Consider the following 14169-nt stretch of genomic DNA (forward strand, 5'->3'; position numbering starts at 1 on the left):
TTACAGGCTCTCATAAAGCTCTTCGTACTGCCTTGCGGAATTCTTCCAGGAGAAGTCTTTCTTCATGCCCTGCTCTACGATCTTGTTCCAGTCACGGCGTTTGTCATAATAAATCTTCTCCGCGTACCGGATGGTTGCAAGCATCTCATGGGCATTGTAGTTTGCAAAGCTGAAACCGGTCCCTGTCTTTTCAAATTCATTGTACGGCTCTACCGTATCTTTCAATCCTCCGGTCTCTCTGACAATCGGTACGGTACCGTAGCGCAGACTCATCAGCTGGCTCAGTCCGCACGGCTCGAAGAGAGACGGCATCAAAAAGGCATCACAGGATGCATAAATCTTATGGGAAATCGGCTCAGAATAATAAATATTTGCCGATACTTTACCCTGATATTTCCATGCAAAGTGGCGGAACATATTTTCGTAACGCTCTTCTCCTGTTCCAAGAGCCACGATCTGAACCGCATCCTGACAGAGCTCATCCATCACATACGCAATCAGATCAAATCCCTTCTGGTCAGTCAGACGGGATACGATACCGATCATCATGGTCTTCTTATCCTGATTCAGTCCAAGTGCCTCCTGAAGCGCAAGTTTATTCTTTACCTTTTCCTTGCGGAAATTCGTTACATCGTAGTGGTGCTCGATCATCGGGTCCGTCGCCGGATTCCACTCATTATAATCAAGACCATTTACGATACCGGACAGACAGTTGGATCTTGCATTCATCAGACCGTCCAGGCGCTCTCCGTAGAACGGCTGCTTGATCTCTTCTGCATAGGAATTGCTGACGGTCGTCACCTTGTCCGCATAAACGATACCGCCTTTTAACAGGTTGGCATCTTTGTATGCTTCCAGCTTGTCCGGCGCGAAATAATATGCCGGAAGTCCTGTGATATCCTTCACTGTCTTCGTATCCCAGATTCCCTGGAACTTGAGGTTGTGAATCGTCATCACCGTCTTGATGCCGCGGAAGAATTCGTTGCCGTATCGGAAATTGTCCAGATAAACCGGCACAAGTCCTGTCTGCCAGTCGTGGCAGTGAATGATATCCGGGCGGAAATCAATCAGCGGAAGGGCGCTTAATGCTGCCTTTGAGAAGAACGCGAACTTCTCAATATCCCATTTCGTATCGCCGTACGGAGTAAATCCGTTGAAATAGTATTCATTATCGATGAAATAGAAGGTAATGCCCTCATGAACAAGCTCCAGAATTCCGACATACTGCTCTCTCCAGTTTAAGTCCATATAAAAATGTATTTTATATGTCAGTTTTTCTTTCCACTCTTCTTTCATACACATGTATTTCGGAAGCATTACTCTGACATCGTACTCTTCTTTGTCAAAATATTTTGGTAAGGAACCTACAACGTCTGCCAGTCCTCCTGTTTTGATAAATGGAACCGACTCAGATGCTACAAATAATATTTTCTTCATAAGTCTTCCTCCTGAATAAAAACATAAACTATGGACTTATTATACCGCATTTTCCGGCATTTGCAAAGAATTTATCGATGTTTGTATTCTAATCGGATCGTATCCGCTACCAGGGCGATAAACTCCGAATTGGTCGGTTTCCCTTTCCCGTTACTTACTGTATAGCCAAACAGATCATCCAGAACATCAAGCTTTCCCCTGCTCCATGCCACTTCAATGGCGTGGCGGATGGCCCGCTCCACTCTGCTTGCCGTTGTCTGGTGCTTTTTAGCTACCGTCGGATAGAGGATTTTCGTAATGGCATTCAGAACATCCATATCTTCCACCGCCATGATAATCGCATCTCTCAGATAGTGATATCCTTTGATATGTGCCGGAATCCCGATCTCATGGATCATATCAGTCACCCTCGTCTCCAGAGGCTTTGCGTCTTCTTCTCTCTTTCGTACCTCCATCGCCTGCATAGGGGCTTCCATATGTCTTTTGCATCTTGTGCTTTTGATTTTCTCAATCAGTACTTCGTTCCGAAATGGCTTCATAATGTAGTAGGCCGCACCTTTGCGGAATGCATCTTCTGTAATCTTCTCCTGTCCAACCGCTGTAACAATGATAAAATCCGGCCGTTTCTGGATTGTCCTGTCTTTATTGACCATGTCCATCACACTTAACCCGTCGACTTTCGGCATGATCAGATCCAGCAATACGACATCAGGTTCTTTTGTTTTTATAATCTGATAGACGTCTTCCCCATTGTTCGCCTTGCCGACGAGGGAAAGATCTTTGTCCGATGTGATAATATTTCCCAAAAGTTCCAGCATTCGTTCATTGTCGTCTGCGATCGCTACATTTACTTGATCCATTTTCCTTTCAACCTCCGCTTTCTCCCATTCTTTCCTAAAAAACGCTACGATCACTATTATAAATTTCACATTTTGCCAAATCAAGAAATTGCTGTCGTAACAATTCGACATCTCCCTGCATTCTTTTTCCTTATCTGACATGGTTCAACATATTCCCGATGTAGATCCCGTACCCCCTGGCCGCGTTCTGGACAAAAACATGGGTTACTGCTCCCACCAGTTTCCCATCCTGAAGAATCGGGCTTCCGCTCATTCCCTGCACAATTCCGCCGGTCAGGCCGAGGAGCTTTTCGTCCGTCACCTCGATTACGAATGCCTTATTTGCTTCCCTGGCATTCCAGTCGATTTTTGTAATACGAATCCGGTAGTCTTCCACCTCTCCGCTGACTGCACACCGGATCACGGCATCTCCGGTGTGAACCTCTTTTTTTGCAGCCGCCGGAACCGGCTCCTGATCCGAAAACAGTGCGTCAATCCGGTCAATGGTTCCGTAAATTCCTTCCTCGGTATTTTGGTCGATGGATCCAAGGATATTGTAATTATTGTAGACAATCACGCCTTCCATTCCTCCCGGATCCCCCTCCTTTCCTTTCTGGATATCCTGAATGCTGGTCGTGTAAAGGCGTCCGTCCCCGATTTCCAGAAGTTCGTTCGTATCCGTATCACGGATTCCATGTCCAAGCGCGCCAAAATGACTCTGACTGTCCAGAAAGGTAATCGTTCCCAGCCCCTGTTCATTGTCCTTTACCCAGATACCAAGTTTCTTTCCCTCTTCACTGTCAACCAGTTCGGTCTTCACATCCAGGTATTCTTCCTCCCTGCGCAGATGAAGGACAACTTCACTTGCTTCTTCCCGGGCCACCGCCGCCTGAAGCTCTTTTTTCGTACCAATCTCTTTTTCATCGACTCCTACAATGTAATCTCCCGGTTTTACCAGATGTCTGGCAGGCTCCTTTGCGATCCCGTCCGCATCCTCCACAGCCTCTGTCCCAAGAACCATCACACCGTCTGTCTCCAGATAAAGCCCCACCGGCATACCTCCGGGAATGACAAGATTTTCGTCAATTTCCGATGTACTGACCTCCTGTTCAAACTGTCCCTGCTTCCACTCCAGAAAACAATAGCTCCCACCCAGGAGCATAAACGCCACAAGCACGATCAGCACGCCCCTTCGATACCATTTCACCCACATAACGCCGCCTCCTAAAAAACTGAATATTCTGAAAATGATCATTGGGGACGGGTTCCTTTGCATCGGAACACGTCCCCAATTAGTATTTTCAAAACCATGTATTCTATTCTGTTTTTTTCATGTTTCCGGCAAGCTTTTTCATTTCCCGGGCTGTTGCAAGAACTGCATGCGTGATTTCGGCTCCTCCCAGAATCCTTGCGAGTTCCTGGATTTCTTCGTCTTCATTCAGAAGCCGGATTCCGGTTGTTGTTTTCTGATCATCGGTCTGTTTTTCGATCAGGTAATGTGCGTCTGCCATGGCTGCGATCTGGGCCAGGTGGGTGATGCAGAGAACCTGATGGCGTTTTCCGAGGAGTGCCATTTTCTCGGATACTTTCTGTGCGGTTCTGCCGCTGATTCCGGTATCGATTTCGTCAAAGATCAGTGTCTCAACTTCATCTTTGTCAGCCAGTACAGATTTGACGGCCAGCATGATTCTGGAGAGTTCTCCTCCGGATGCTACCATGCCGAGGGGCTTTTTCTTTTCTCCCGGATTGAGGGAAATCATGAATTCCGCCTCGTCTTTTCCGTATTCGGTGAAATCGGAAAGAGGCCGGATTTCTGTCTCAAATTCAACGTTCAGGAAATTCAGGTCGAGAATTCCCTGACGGATTTCTTCGGAAAGTCCTTTTGCATAGGATTTCCGGATCCGGGTCAGCTGATCCGTCCAGATCTGAAGCTCTTCTCGTGCTTCTTCTTTCTGTTTTCTAAGCTGTTCCAGATATGCGTCATAGTCTGCCAGTACAGCGAGTTTTTTTTCGGTCTCTTCCGCGTATGCCAGAATGTCCTCAATGGTCTTTCCGTATTTTGTTTTGAGATGATTGATCGTATTGAGCCGGTTTTCGGTCTCATAAAACTCTTCTTCGGAGAAGCGGAATTCTTCCTGACAGTCGGAGAGTTCCCGGTTGAAATCATTCAACAGGCTGTCGATCTCCAGCAGTTCTCCGTAAAGCTCTTTAATATGTTCATCATACGCCGATGCTTCCGACATGGCGTGGATGGCTCTGCTTAACAGACTGGATGCCGATACATCGGAGAGTTCCCCTGTGCACTGGTAGGCTTCCTGAATGCTGTCTGTGATTTTCTTTGCATTGAGCATCTTTTTATAGCGCTGTTCCAGTTCCTCATCCTCTCCGGTTACAAGGGATGCTTCCCGGATTTCCGATGCCTCAAAGGAAAGAAAATCGGCCTCTTTCCTGCGCTCGGTCTCTGCTTTGTCCGCCTCTTCCAACGTCTTTACCGCCTCCCGGTATACACGGTATGCATCCCGGACTTTTTTCTTTACCGGGTCTGCCTCTTCCTTTGCGTAGGCATCCAGAATTTCCAGATGCTTTTTCTTGTACAGCAGGGACTGGTGCTCATGCTGTCCGTGAATATCAATCAGGATCTCCGCTGCTGCTTTCAGCCGCCCGATGGGAACCATCTCTCCGTTGATCCTGCTGATACTCCTTCCGTCCATGAGTTTTCTGCTCAGAACCACAATCCCGTCCTCCGGTTCAATTTCGAGTGCTACAAGCTTTTCTTTCTGTCTCGGATCCCGGATATAAAAGACCATTTCCACCAGTCCGTAATCCGCCCCTTCGCGGAGCATGGAGGCGCTGTATTTTCCTCCGAGAGCCAGATGTACTGAACCAAGAAGAAGGGACTTTCCCGCTCCGGTCTCCCCGGTCAGGATATTCAGCCCGTCCTTCCATTCGACTTCTGCCTCTTCGATCAGCGCCAGATTTTTTACGTGCAGACTTTGTAACATGTCTCCTCCATTTTCTATGCACATCCGTCCGGCTGCAGTTACATGACCATTCCTCTGAGCCGGTCCATCACTTCCACTGTTTCTTCCCTGCTTCGGATGGCACACATGATCGTGTCATCCCCTGCAATACATCCGGCAATCTCATGCCACTGCATGGCGTCAATGGCTGCCGCAACAGCCATGGCCATTCCCGGCACGGTTTTGATAACCAGAATATTTTCTGCCATATCCATTGACGCAAAGCCATCCCGTAAAATACGGATGTACTTCTCGCTCATTTCTTTTCCATCATGCCTGAGAAGGGCATATTTCTGTCTCCCGTTCTCTGACGGCACCTTCGTCAGTTTCAGATCCCTGATATCTCTGGAGACGGTTGCCTGTGTCACCTTGAATCCCGCCTCATTTAAGCGCTCTGCCAGCTCTTCCTGTGTCTCGATATCATATTTCCGGATCAATTCCACAATCTTTGCATGTCTGTTTACTTTCATTCGGCTAATTTCCTTTCATTTTTTCCCGCAGTGTCTCCAGGAAACTGATCCTGCTTAACCGGATCAGTTTCGTCACTTCTTTGGCTTTTCGGATACGCACCCGTTCTCCTGTTTTCAGCCTCATAATGTCGGTTCCATCAAAGGTCACGACCGCTTCTTCCTCTTCTTTGTTTCTTCTGGATCCGATCTCCACTTCAATCAGATCAGCATCCGATACGACAATGCTGCTGTTATTCAGGGAGTGTGAACAAATCGGCGTAATCAAAATCAGCGATGCCGTCGGCTCCACAATCGGACCGCCTGCCGACAGATTGTAGGCAGTAGATCCGGTCGGCGTAGAGATAATCAGGCCATCCGCCTGATAGGAAGTCAGATACTCTCCGTTCACATATAGATTCAGCCTGACAATATGAAGCGATTCACTTCTTGTTACAACTATATCGTTGAGTGCCGTATCTGTCCTCAGATCTTTAAGCGTTCCCGAAAGCATCATCCTGTTTTCCACAGAATATTCTCCCGCCAGCAGCCGGTCCAGTGCCGGAATCAGATTCTGCACCTCCGCTTCTGTCAGATATCCAAGTGTTCCCATATTCACTCCGAGAATCGGAACATCCCGTCCCAGGAGCTCTCTGGCCGCAAGAATCAATGTCCCGTCACCTCCGATGACAAGGGCGCAGTCGATTGTTTCCTGTTCCGCCTCTTCCCGGTTCAGAATGCAGCGCACACCATGACTTTCCAGATAAGACACCGCCTGCTTTGTCACTCTATGATGTTCGTCTTTTCCACTGTTTGTGATAATGTAAATCTGTTTCATCTTTCTATTTTGCCAGTGTCTCAAAGGCCTCTGTCACGACACGTTTGATCGCCTCATCTGACGGCACATCCCGATCCTCCTCCCCATTTGTTTTCTTTAAGTGGACCAGATATTCGATATTTCCCTCCGGTCCTTTGATCGGGGAGAAGGTCAGATCCTTCACCGTAAATCCGATGGAAGCTGCATAGTCCGTCACCATCCGGATCACTTCTTCATGTGTGCTTCTTTCCCGCACGACCCCTTTCTTGCCGACTTTTTCCCTGCCGGCCTCAAACTGCGGCTTGATCAGCGCCACAATCTCTCCGTCCTTCGTCAGATACTGATAAATCGGAAGAAGAACCTTGGTCAGGGAAATAAAGGATACATCGATGGAAGAAAAGTCAATCGGCTCTCCCAGATCCTCCGGCGTCACATAGCGGATATTGGTCTTTTCCATGCATACCACCCGCTCGTCCTGCCTCAGTTTCCAGGCAAGCTGTCCTCTCCCCACATCAATGGCAAATACTTTTTTTGCTCCGTTCTGAAGCATACAGTCTGTAAACCCTCCGGTGGAGGATCCCACGTCCGTGCATACTTTATCCTGCAGCTCCACGTCAAATTCTTTCATGGCTTTTTCCAGTTTCAGTCCGCCTCTGCTGACATAGGGAAGCGCATGGCCCCGCACCTCAATGGCGACATCCTCCGGAAACGTTGTCCCGGCCTTGTCCTCCCTTTGTCCGTCCACAAAAACATTGCCGGACATGATGACTGCTTTTGCCTTTTCTCTGGATTCAGCCAGATTTCGTTTTACAAGTAATACGTCCAGACGTTCTTTCATTTTTTACTGGTCTCCTTTTTTCATTGCTATCTCATGCTGCATACCCGCATAGACGGTCAGAACCTTTTTCAGAATCGATTCTTCGTCCAGCATGACCTCTTTTCTCAGCATATCCACACTGCCGTGTTCAATATAATCATCCGGAAGAGTGATGTTTAAGATCCGGACATCCAGAGCCATTCGATTGGCAAACTCCAGCACCCGTTCTCCAAAACCGCCGCTTTCTACATTTTCTTCAATTGTTACCAGAAGTCTGTGATCTTCCGCCAGCTTTGCAATCCGCTCTTCATCCAGAGGCTTTACAAATCTGGCATTGATCAGGCTTGCATTGAGACCCGCCTCTTTTAGCTTTTCCCGGACTTTTGCAGCCGTTTCAAACATATGACCGACACTGATCAGGGCAATGTCCTCCTCCTCAAAGACTGCTTCTGATTTTCCATATTCTATCGCCGGCCGGAACTCCCGGTATCCGTCATATGCCGTTCCTCTTGGATAGCGGATGGCAACCGGTCCTTTGGTAAATCCGATAGCAAACCTGATCATATCCGCAAACTCCCATTTATTCTTCGGGGACATCACTGTCATGTTCGGAATCATGGACAGATAGGACAAATCAAAAATCCCCTGATGAGTCTCGCCGTCACTTCCGACCAGTCCGCCTCTGTCCACGGCAAACACAACCGGAAGATTCTGAAGGGCCACATCGTGAATGATCTGGTCAAAGCCCCTTTGCAGGAAAGAAGAGTACACCGCAAACACCGGTTTGAGTCCACCTGCGGCAAGCCCTGCTGCAAAGGTCACTGCATGTCCTTCTGCGATTCCCACGTCAAAAAACCGTTCCTTGTATTTCCGGTGGAACGAGGCAAGGCCGGTTCCGTCTTCCATTGCAGCCGTGAGGGCCACAAGAGATGGCTCCTTTGCGCCCATCTCATACATAACTTTTGCAAACACATCAGTATAGGTGTCTTTCTCTTTCTTTTTTAAAGGTTTTCCTGTGCGGATATCAAAGGGCTCCGTACCGTGGAACCGGGACGGCTCCTCCTCAGCAGGAAGATATCCTTTTCCCTTTTTCGTCAGAACATGTAGCAGCACCGGTCCCTGGACCTTCTTCGCCTCATGAAAGGCACGGACAAGTTCTTTGATATTGTGCCCGTCCACCGGTCCCAGATAGGTGATCCCCATATCTTCAAAAAACATTCCCGGGACAAACAGCTGCTTGATACTGCTCTTTGTCTTTCTCAGATGATTCATGATCTGATCGCCGCCTGACGGAATTTTGCGAATCGCCTTTTCGAGACTTTTCTTCAGGTTCGTATAGGCATCCGCCGTCCGGATTTCATCCAGATACCAGGACATCCCGCCCACGTTCTGAGAGATCGACATCTGATTATCGTTGAGCACAATGATAAAATTTGTCTTCAGATTCGAAGCATTGTTCAGTGCCTCGAATGCCATTCCGCCTGTCAGGGCACCGTCCCCGATGACGGAGATCACATAATAGTCCTCTCCACGGATATCCCGTGCCTCCACATAGCCGAGTCCTGCGGAAATCGATGTGGAACTGTGTCCTGTATTAAATGCGTCACACTTACTTTCATTCCGTTTCGGGAATCCGCTCATTCCGCCGTATTTTCTCAGCTCGTCAAAACCTTCCCGGCGTCCTGTCAGAATCTTGTGCGTGTAGGACTGGTGTCCCACATCCCAGATCATCTTATCCTCCGGGAGATGGAAACACAGATGCATCGCGATTGTCAGTTCCACCACACCAAGGTTGGACGCAAGATGTCCGCCGGTACGGCTGATTTTCTCCACAAGAAATTCCCGGATCTCCTGCGCGAGAACCGGCAGTTCGTCTTTTGCTATGTTCTGAATATCATTTTCTTTTTGTATCCTCTCAAGTACCATAGAAATCCCTCACTATTTCTTTCTATGTATCAATTCCTTTATCAGCCATGTCAGATATGGATTCTCCACAGATAGTCCTGAAAGAAGCGTCAGCGCCTCTTGGGAAATCCGCTCCACATCTTCTTTTGCTTTCTCAAGTCCGCGCAGCGTCACATAGGTTGTCTTTTCGTTCTTTTCGTCACTGTGGACCGGTTTCCCAAGCTCATCCGTCGTGCTTGTCACATCCAGGATATCATCCTGAATCTGAAACGCAATCCCCACATTGGACGCAATGCGTTCCATCGTCCGGATTTCCGCTTCGGACGCTCCGGCAAGAATCGCTCCGATCATCATGGAGCTCTCGATCAGGGCGCCTGTTTTCAGCTCATAGATAAAGTCCAGTTTATCTTTCCCGATCCGGCTTCCCGTGGAAGCAACATCCACAACCTGGCCTCCGATCATGCCGTAGATTCCCGCTTTCCCTGCAAGTACCTGCAGTGCCTTCCCGATCATCCGGGACGCCTCCGGCTTCATATCAAAAGCTTTTGAAGCCGTCTCAAAGGCATAATTTAACAGGGCATCTCCGGCCAGAATTCCCATATCCTCTCCATAGACGATGTGAGTAGTCTTCCGCCCTCTTCGATATTCGTCATTGTCCATCGCCGGGAGATCATCGTGCACCAGAGAGTAGGTGTGAATCATCTCCTGTGCCGCAAGAAACGGCCGGATGATGTCGGAAGTACCTCCGAACATCCGGTAGGTCTCCATCATCAGCATTGGACGAAGCCGCTTTCCACCTGCCATCAGACTGTATTCCATAGCCTCCATGATTACCTTCTGAAACCCTTCCTGTTTCGGAAGATAGGAGACGATGATCTCTTCCAGCTCTTTTACTTTATTTTCTCTTTCTTTTTCCCAACTATTCAAACTCATGCTTTTCTCCATTCTCGTCCAGCATCTGCACCTGTTTCTCCACGGTGCCGATCTGCTCATCGCACTGTTTTAAAAGCTCCATCGCTTCCGCATAATACCGGAAGGAATCTTCCAGAGAGATTTCCTCCGACTGCATCTTCTCCTGGATCTCATCCAGTTTTTCAAAGATTTCGTTGATCTCCATCGTCGTTCTTCTTTATCCTTTCCACGATCGTATGAATCGTTCCGTCTGTCACATACAAAGTCAGCCGGTCTCCCTGCCGGACCTGACCGGTCGTCCTTACCGCATGGCGTGTTTCATCCTGCACAAACGCATAGCCCTGATTGAGCCGGCTCACTGGAGACAGACCGGAAAAAGTCTCGATCTGCACTGCAAGACGCTGGCGCTGCCTCTGGATTTTTATATCCATTCCTTCTCTGATCCTCATTTCGAGATCCGCAAGACGCTTCCTTTTTTCCGCAATCCGGGTGCCCGGATGCAGTCTCCGGAACACTTCGTATTCCTGGGAAAGACGCATCTTCCGGATGGCTGTCTGTCTGTTGATTTCCCGCTTCAGTCTCTGGCGTCTCGTTTCCATTTCGTCTTTCACCGCCCGGCAGTCATATACTGCCAGTTCGGCGGCCGCCGACGGCGTAGGCGCGCGTAAATCCGCCACATAGTCCGCAATCGTCGTATCTGTCTCATGTCCGACCGCGGAAATCACCGGAATCGGACAGTCAAAAATGGCTCTTGCCACTTCTTCCTCGTTAAATGCCCACAGATCCTCCATGGATCCGCCGCCTCTTCCGACGATAATAACATCCACATCCTCTTTCTGAATCCGTTCAAGCGCCTTTACAATACTTGGCGCTGCCTCCGCTCCCTGAACAAGTGCCGGGGAGAGAATCAGTTCTATGTATGGATTCCTCCGTTTTGCGATGTGAATGATATCCCGGACGGCTGCTCCGGACGGTGCGGTCACAATGCCGATCTTTTTCGCAAAAGCCGGAATCGGCTGCTTATATTCCGGCGCAAACATGCCCATCTCTTCCAGCTCTTCTTTGAGCTCCTGAAATCTCTGCGCCAGAATCCCTGCACCGTCAAGGACAATCTCCCTGGCATACAACTGATAGGTCCCGTCCCGCTCATACACAGAAATGGAGCCAAACACAGCAACCTGCTGCCCGTCCTGCATCCGAAACGGCAGTCCTTTCCGGTTTCCCGCAAACAGAATGCAGGAAATCGATCCTGACTCATCTTTCAGAGAAAAATAAATGTGTCCTTTCGGATGGTATTTACAATTTGAGACTTCGCCCCGGACATAGATGCGGCTCAGCATAAAGTCCTGGGTAAACATATTTTTGATGTATTGATTAACCTGACTGACGGTATATATATTTTTCATCATCTGTTAATCTGCCAGCTTTGCGAGAACTCCGTTGATAAAAGCCGGACCCTCGTCACTGCTGTACCGCTTCGCAAGTTCTACCGCTTCATTGATCGCCACCTTGACCGGGATGTCATCGTCCCATTTGATCTCGTAGACTGCAAGCCGCAAAATTGTCAGGTCCACTTTATTCATTCTTCCGGTCTTCCATCCGGTCGTATGTTCATTGATCAGCACGTCAATCTCCGGGATCAGCGCTTCAATTTTCCTGCTTTTTTCCTCAATATACGCCTCATCCTCTTCTCTTACTTCCCGTTCCGTCTTCAGAAGGTCCATATAGAGGTCCGCCTGCTCTGGAAGCTCTTCCGGTGTGTGGAATTCCTTTCCAAATAAAATTCTGAAAATGTGTTCTCTGATTTCTGATCTTCCCATATTACTTCCTTTCTCTGCTCTTCCCGCATGGCTTTCCTGCCTTTTACCGGCAGAACTTTTCTGTGGAATAAAAAAGGGGCATCATCCCGACACCCCTCATTATACCGTACTTTCCGCTATGCGGCAATCTATTGTGCATAAAAATGCATTTTCTCGTATATTTATTCTTTACAATGTGCGGGTTTTATGCTTCTGTGTCATCATCAACGCCTACAACACGGATATTGACATCAGCGACAGTCAGTCCTGTCATATTTTCAATTGCTGTCTTGACTTTTTCCTGTACCTTGGAAGATACTTCCATAATATTCTTTCCAAACCGTAAATTCAGTGATAAGGATACTGTCACTACGCCGTCCAGAACATCTACCTTGACTCCCTTTGAGAGATTCTTCTTTCCCAGTTTACTGATGAGATCTCTCGTGGATGTGCCAGCCATGGAAGATACGCCGTCCACTTCCATTGCCGCAAGGCCTGCAATAATCGCTACCACCTCATCAGCAATCTGTACCTGTCCGATCTCCTCTTCCTGGATCGTATAGGTATTTCTTTCTTCTTTCCCCATATCTGAAACCTCCTCATCTCGGTCTTAATGCACATTTCCTGTGTATAGAATACACAATTACTGTGTTCATTATACCAAATTCCCCGGATGCTTACAAGGCGATTTGCCATTTCATAAAAATTTTATCTTTCTCCATCTTGTCCGCTCCGGTTTTTCGTGTTATCCTTTGGCCATCAGAAAAAGCATTCTGCTTTTTCATCGTTCACGGCATTCGCCGATTTACCCAACTGTTTGACAAAAGAAACATGGCTGGCAGCTTCCTGTCTGGAAAATGTGTTTAGAAAATATATCTGGAAAATCCGTTTCCTTCGGGGTGTCTCTTTTCTGATACCGGAAAGTATGGTAGACTACAAGAAACGGAAACAGTTTTCTTATGTCAGAGGCATTGCCATCGCAGAAAGGAGACTGTTTATGCAGCAAAACAACATGACAAATCAAACCACCGCGGCCACTTCGGAAGAAGATTTTATTATGAAGCCTTACATCGACTGGTGCTTCAAAGAGCTGATGCGGAATCCGAATACAAGAAGAGGGTTCATCGCCGAATTGCTGAAGCTTTCCCCTGATCAGATCGGGAATACGACCATCCTGGAAAATGAACTTTCCAAACGGTCGGAGGAGGAAAAGAAGGGAGTACTGGATGTTCACGTTCTTCTGGAAAACGGCACTCAGCTGGACATCGAGATGCAGGTCGTCTACATGCACTACTGGGACGACCGAAGTCTGTTTTATCTGTGCAAGATGTTTTCCAGTCAACTCCACAAAGGCGAGGACTATGATCAGCTTCAAAAATGCGTGCATGTCGGCGTTTTGAATTTTACCTACTATAAAAATGATGATATCTGTTATCGCAAGGCCCGGATTTACGATGAAGAAACCGGAAGCCTGTACAGTGACAAGCTGGAAATTCAGGTTCTGGAACTCCCCAAGATTCCCAAGGAGTATCATCATCCGGACGGTATCATTGCATGGATGAAATTCTTCCGCGGCGGTAAAAAGGAGGACTTAAAGGAGATGTCAAAAGGAAATTCTTATCTTGAAGAAGCCTATGAAGATCTGATGGAAATGAGCCAGGATGAAGAAAAACGCCGTGCATATGAGGCAAGAGAACGTGCAATTCGAGATCAGCTGTCCCTGCAGCGACAGGCCGAACGTACTTTTCAGCAGTTGACAGACGCACAGGAAAAACTGGAAAAGGCAGCGCGGAAAATAGTCGAGGCGGAACGAAAAGTGGTTGAAGCAGAACAAAAGGCTGCCGTGGCTGAACAGAAAGCAGTCGAAGCAGAACAAAAGGCTGCCGTGGCTGAACGAAAAACTGCCGAGGCTGAACGAAAAACGGTTGAGGCGGAACAAAAAACGATTGAGGCGGAACAACGGTCTGAAAATACTCAGGGAAAACTTTCTGAAACTCAAAGGCTGTTGGAAACAGTTCGTGCGCAGAAAGATGCTGCGCATGAGCAGGGACGGAAGGATGCCGTGATGGAATTATATCAGGAAGGGGTCCTGAATCTGGAACAGGCAGCGTCTGCATGCGGAATGTCCCCAGGCGATTTTCAAAAGCAGCTCGTTTAAACAGAAGGATCGAAAGTCA

The 14169-nt window shown here is 48.1% G+C and carries 14 protein-coding genes; 1 reads left to right on the forward strand and 13 read right to left on the reverse strand.

Translation table 11 applies throughout. The annotated features are described in order from the left end of the window. From glgA to B5G11_RS08735, 13 genes are all read right to left on the reverse strand, one after another. On the reverse strand, positions 1–1437 hold the full coding sequence (gene glgA / locus B5G11_RS08675) for a glycogen synthase GlgA (protein WP_087167307.1): 1437 nt from the start codon (positions 1435–1437) through the stop codon (positions 1–3). Between the two features lie 71 nt (positions 1438–1508). Continuing rightward, complete coding sequence (spo0A, locus tag B5G11_RS08680; protein ID WP_087167511.1) at positions 1509–2297, reverse strand: sporulation transcription factor Spo0A; 789 nt, start codon at positions 2295–2297, stop codon at positions 1509–1511. 130 nt (positions 2298–2427) lie between these two features. After that, positions 2428–3489: a SpoIVB peptidase S55 domain-containing protein gene (locus B5G11_RS08685; protein ID WP_087252881.1), complete on the reverse strand. Its 1062-nt coding sequence runs from the start codon at positions 3487–3489 to the stop codon at positions 2428–2430. A gap of 103 nt (positions 3490–3592) precedes the next feature. Then, complete coding sequence (recN, locus tag B5G11_RS08690; protein WP_087252883.1) at positions 3593–5278, reverse strand: DNA repair protein RecN; 1686 nt, start codon at positions 5276–5278, stop codon at positions 3593–3595. A 38-nt stretch (positions 5279–5316) separates the two neighbouring features. After that, on the reverse strand, positions 5317–5766 hold the full coding sequence (gene argR / locus B5G11_RS08695; RefSeq protein WP_087167310.1) for an arginine repressor: 450 nt from the start codon (positions 5764–5766) through the stop codon (positions 5317–5319). A 4-nt stretch (positions 5767–5770) separates the two neighbouring features. Continuing rightward, positions 5771–6580 carry an NAD(+)/NADH kinase gene (locus B5G11_RS08700; protein WP_087167311.1) on the reverse strand — a complete coding sequence of 270 codons (810 nt, stop codon included), beginning with the start codon at positions 6578–6580 and terminating at the stop codon, positions 5771–5773. A gap of 4 nt (positions 6581–6584) precedes the next feature. Then, the gene (locus B5G11_RS08705) at positions 6585–7397 is read right to left on the reverse strand and encodes a TlyA family RNA methyltransferase (protein ID WP_087167312.1); all 813 of its coding nucleotides are present in this window, start codon (positions 7395–7397) and stop codon (positions 6585–6587) included. 3 nt (positions 7398–7400) lie between these two features. Then, positions 7401–9302: a 1-deoxy-D-xylulose-5-phosphate synthase gene (gene dxs / locus B5G11_RS08710; protein WP_087252885.1), complete on the reverse strand. Its 1902-nt coding sequence runs from the start codon at positions 9300–9302 to the stop codon at positions 7401–7403. A 12-nt stretch (positions 9303–9314) separates the two neighbouring features. Beyond that, positions 9315–10214, reverse strand: coding sequence for a polyprenyl synthetase family protein (locus tag B5G11_RS08715; RefSeq protein WP_087167314.1), 900 nt, complete (start codon positions 10212–10214; stop codon positions 9315–9317). After that, positions 10201–10398, reverse strand: a complete 198-nt coding sequence (gene xseB / locus B5G11_RS08720; RefSeq protein WP_087167315.1) for an exodeoxyribonuclease VII small subunit — start codon at positions 10396–10398, stop codon at positions 10201–10203. Before xseB ends, B5G11_RS08715 begins: the two co-directional genes overlap by 14 nt. Further along, positions 10376–11602 carry an exodeoxyribonuclease VII large subunit gene (gene xseA / locus B5G11_RS08725; RefSeq protein ID WP_087252887.1) on the reverse strand — a complete coding sequence of 409 codons (1227 nt, stop codon included), beginning with the start codon at positions 11600–11602 and terminating at the stop codon, positions 10376–10378. Before xseA ends, xseB begins: the two co-directional genes overlap by 23 nt. Positions 11603–11605: 3 nt before the next feature. Further along, entirely contained in the window at positions 11606–12013 is a 408-nt protein-coding gene (gene nusB, locus B5G11_RS08730; RefSeq protein ID WP_087167317.1) for a transcription antitermination factor NusB, read from the reverse strand. A gap of 184 nt (positions 12014–12197) precedes the next feature. After that, positions 12198–12578, reverse strand: a complete 381-nt coding sequence (locus tag B5G11_RS08735) for an Asp23/Gls24 family envelope stress response protein (protein ID WP_087167318.1) — start codon at positions 12576–12578, stop codon at positions 12198–12200. Positions 12579–12809: 231 nt separating this feature from the next. Here B5G11_RS08735 and B5G11_RS08740 point away from each other — a divergent pair, with 231 nt between their 5' ends. Next, positions 12810–14150, forward strand: coding sequence for an Rpn family recombination-promoting nuclease/putative transposase (locus B5G11_RS08740; RefSeq protein ID WP_087252889.1), 1341 nt, complete (start codon positions 12810–12812; stop codon positions 14148–14150). Positions 14151–14169: the final 19 nt, after the last annotated feature.

Source organism: Drancourtella sp. An57, assembly GCF_002161525.1.
GTDB lineage: Bacteria > Bacillota > Clostridia > Lachnospirales > Lachnospiraceae > Sellimonas > Sellimonas catena.

What these genes read in the sequence shown, in the direction of transcription:
- glgA (WP_087167307.1), bottom strand. Translation starts at nt 1,437, where the DNA reads ATGAAGAAAATATTATTTGTAGCATCTGAGTCGGTTCCATTTATCAAA.
- spo0A (WP_087167511.1), bottom strand. Translation starts at nt 2,297, where the DNA reads ATGGATCAAGTAAATGTAGCGATCGCAGACGACAATGAACGAATGCTG.
- B5G11_RS08685 (WP_087252881.1), bottom strand. Translation starts at nt 3,489, where the DNA reads ATGTGGGTGAAATGGTATCGAAGGGGCGTGCTGATCGTGCTTGTGGCG.
- recN (WP_087252883.1), bottom strand. Translation starts at nt 5,278, where the DNA reads ATGTTACAAAGTCTGCACGTAAAAAATCTGGCGCTGATCGAAGAGGCA.
- argR (WP_087167310.1), bottom strand. Translation starts at nt 5,766, where the DNA reads ATGAAAGTAAACAGACATGCAAAGATTGTGGAATTGATCCGGAAATAT.
- B5G11_RS08700 (WP_087167311.1), bottom strand. Translation starts at nt 6,580, where the DNA reads ATGAAACAGATTTACATTATCACAAACAGTGGAAAAGACGAACATCAT.
- B5G11_RS08705 (WP_087167312.1), bottom strand. Translation starts at nt 7,397, where the DNA reads ATGAAAGAACGTCTGGACGTATTACTTGTAAAACGAAATCTGGCTGAA.
- dxs (WP_087252885.1), bottom strand. Translation starts at nt 9,302, where the DNA reads ATGGTACTTGAGAGGATACAAAAAGAAAATGATATTCAGAACATAGCA.
- B5G11_RS08715 (WP_087167314.1), bottom strand. Translation starts at nt 10,214, where the DNA reads ATGAGTTTGAATAGTTGGGAAAAAGAAAGAGAAAATAAAGTAAAAGAG.
- xseB (WP_087167315.1), bottom strand. Translation starts at nt 10,398, where the DNA reads ATGGAGATCAACGAAATCTTTGAAAAACTGGATGAGATCCAGGAGAAG.
- xseA (WP_087252887.1), bottom strand. Translation starts at nt 11,602, where the DNA reads ATGATGAAAAATATATATACCGTCAGTCAGGTTAATCAATACATCAAA.
- nusB (WP_087167317.1), bottom strand. Translation starts at nt 12,013, where the DNA reads ATGGGAAGATCAGAAATCAGAGAACACATTTTCAGAATTTTATTTGGA.
- B5G11_RS08735 (WP_087167318.1), bottom strand. Translation starts at nt 12,578, where the DNA reads ATGGGGAAAGAAGAAAGAAATACCTATACGATCCAGGAAGAGGAGATC.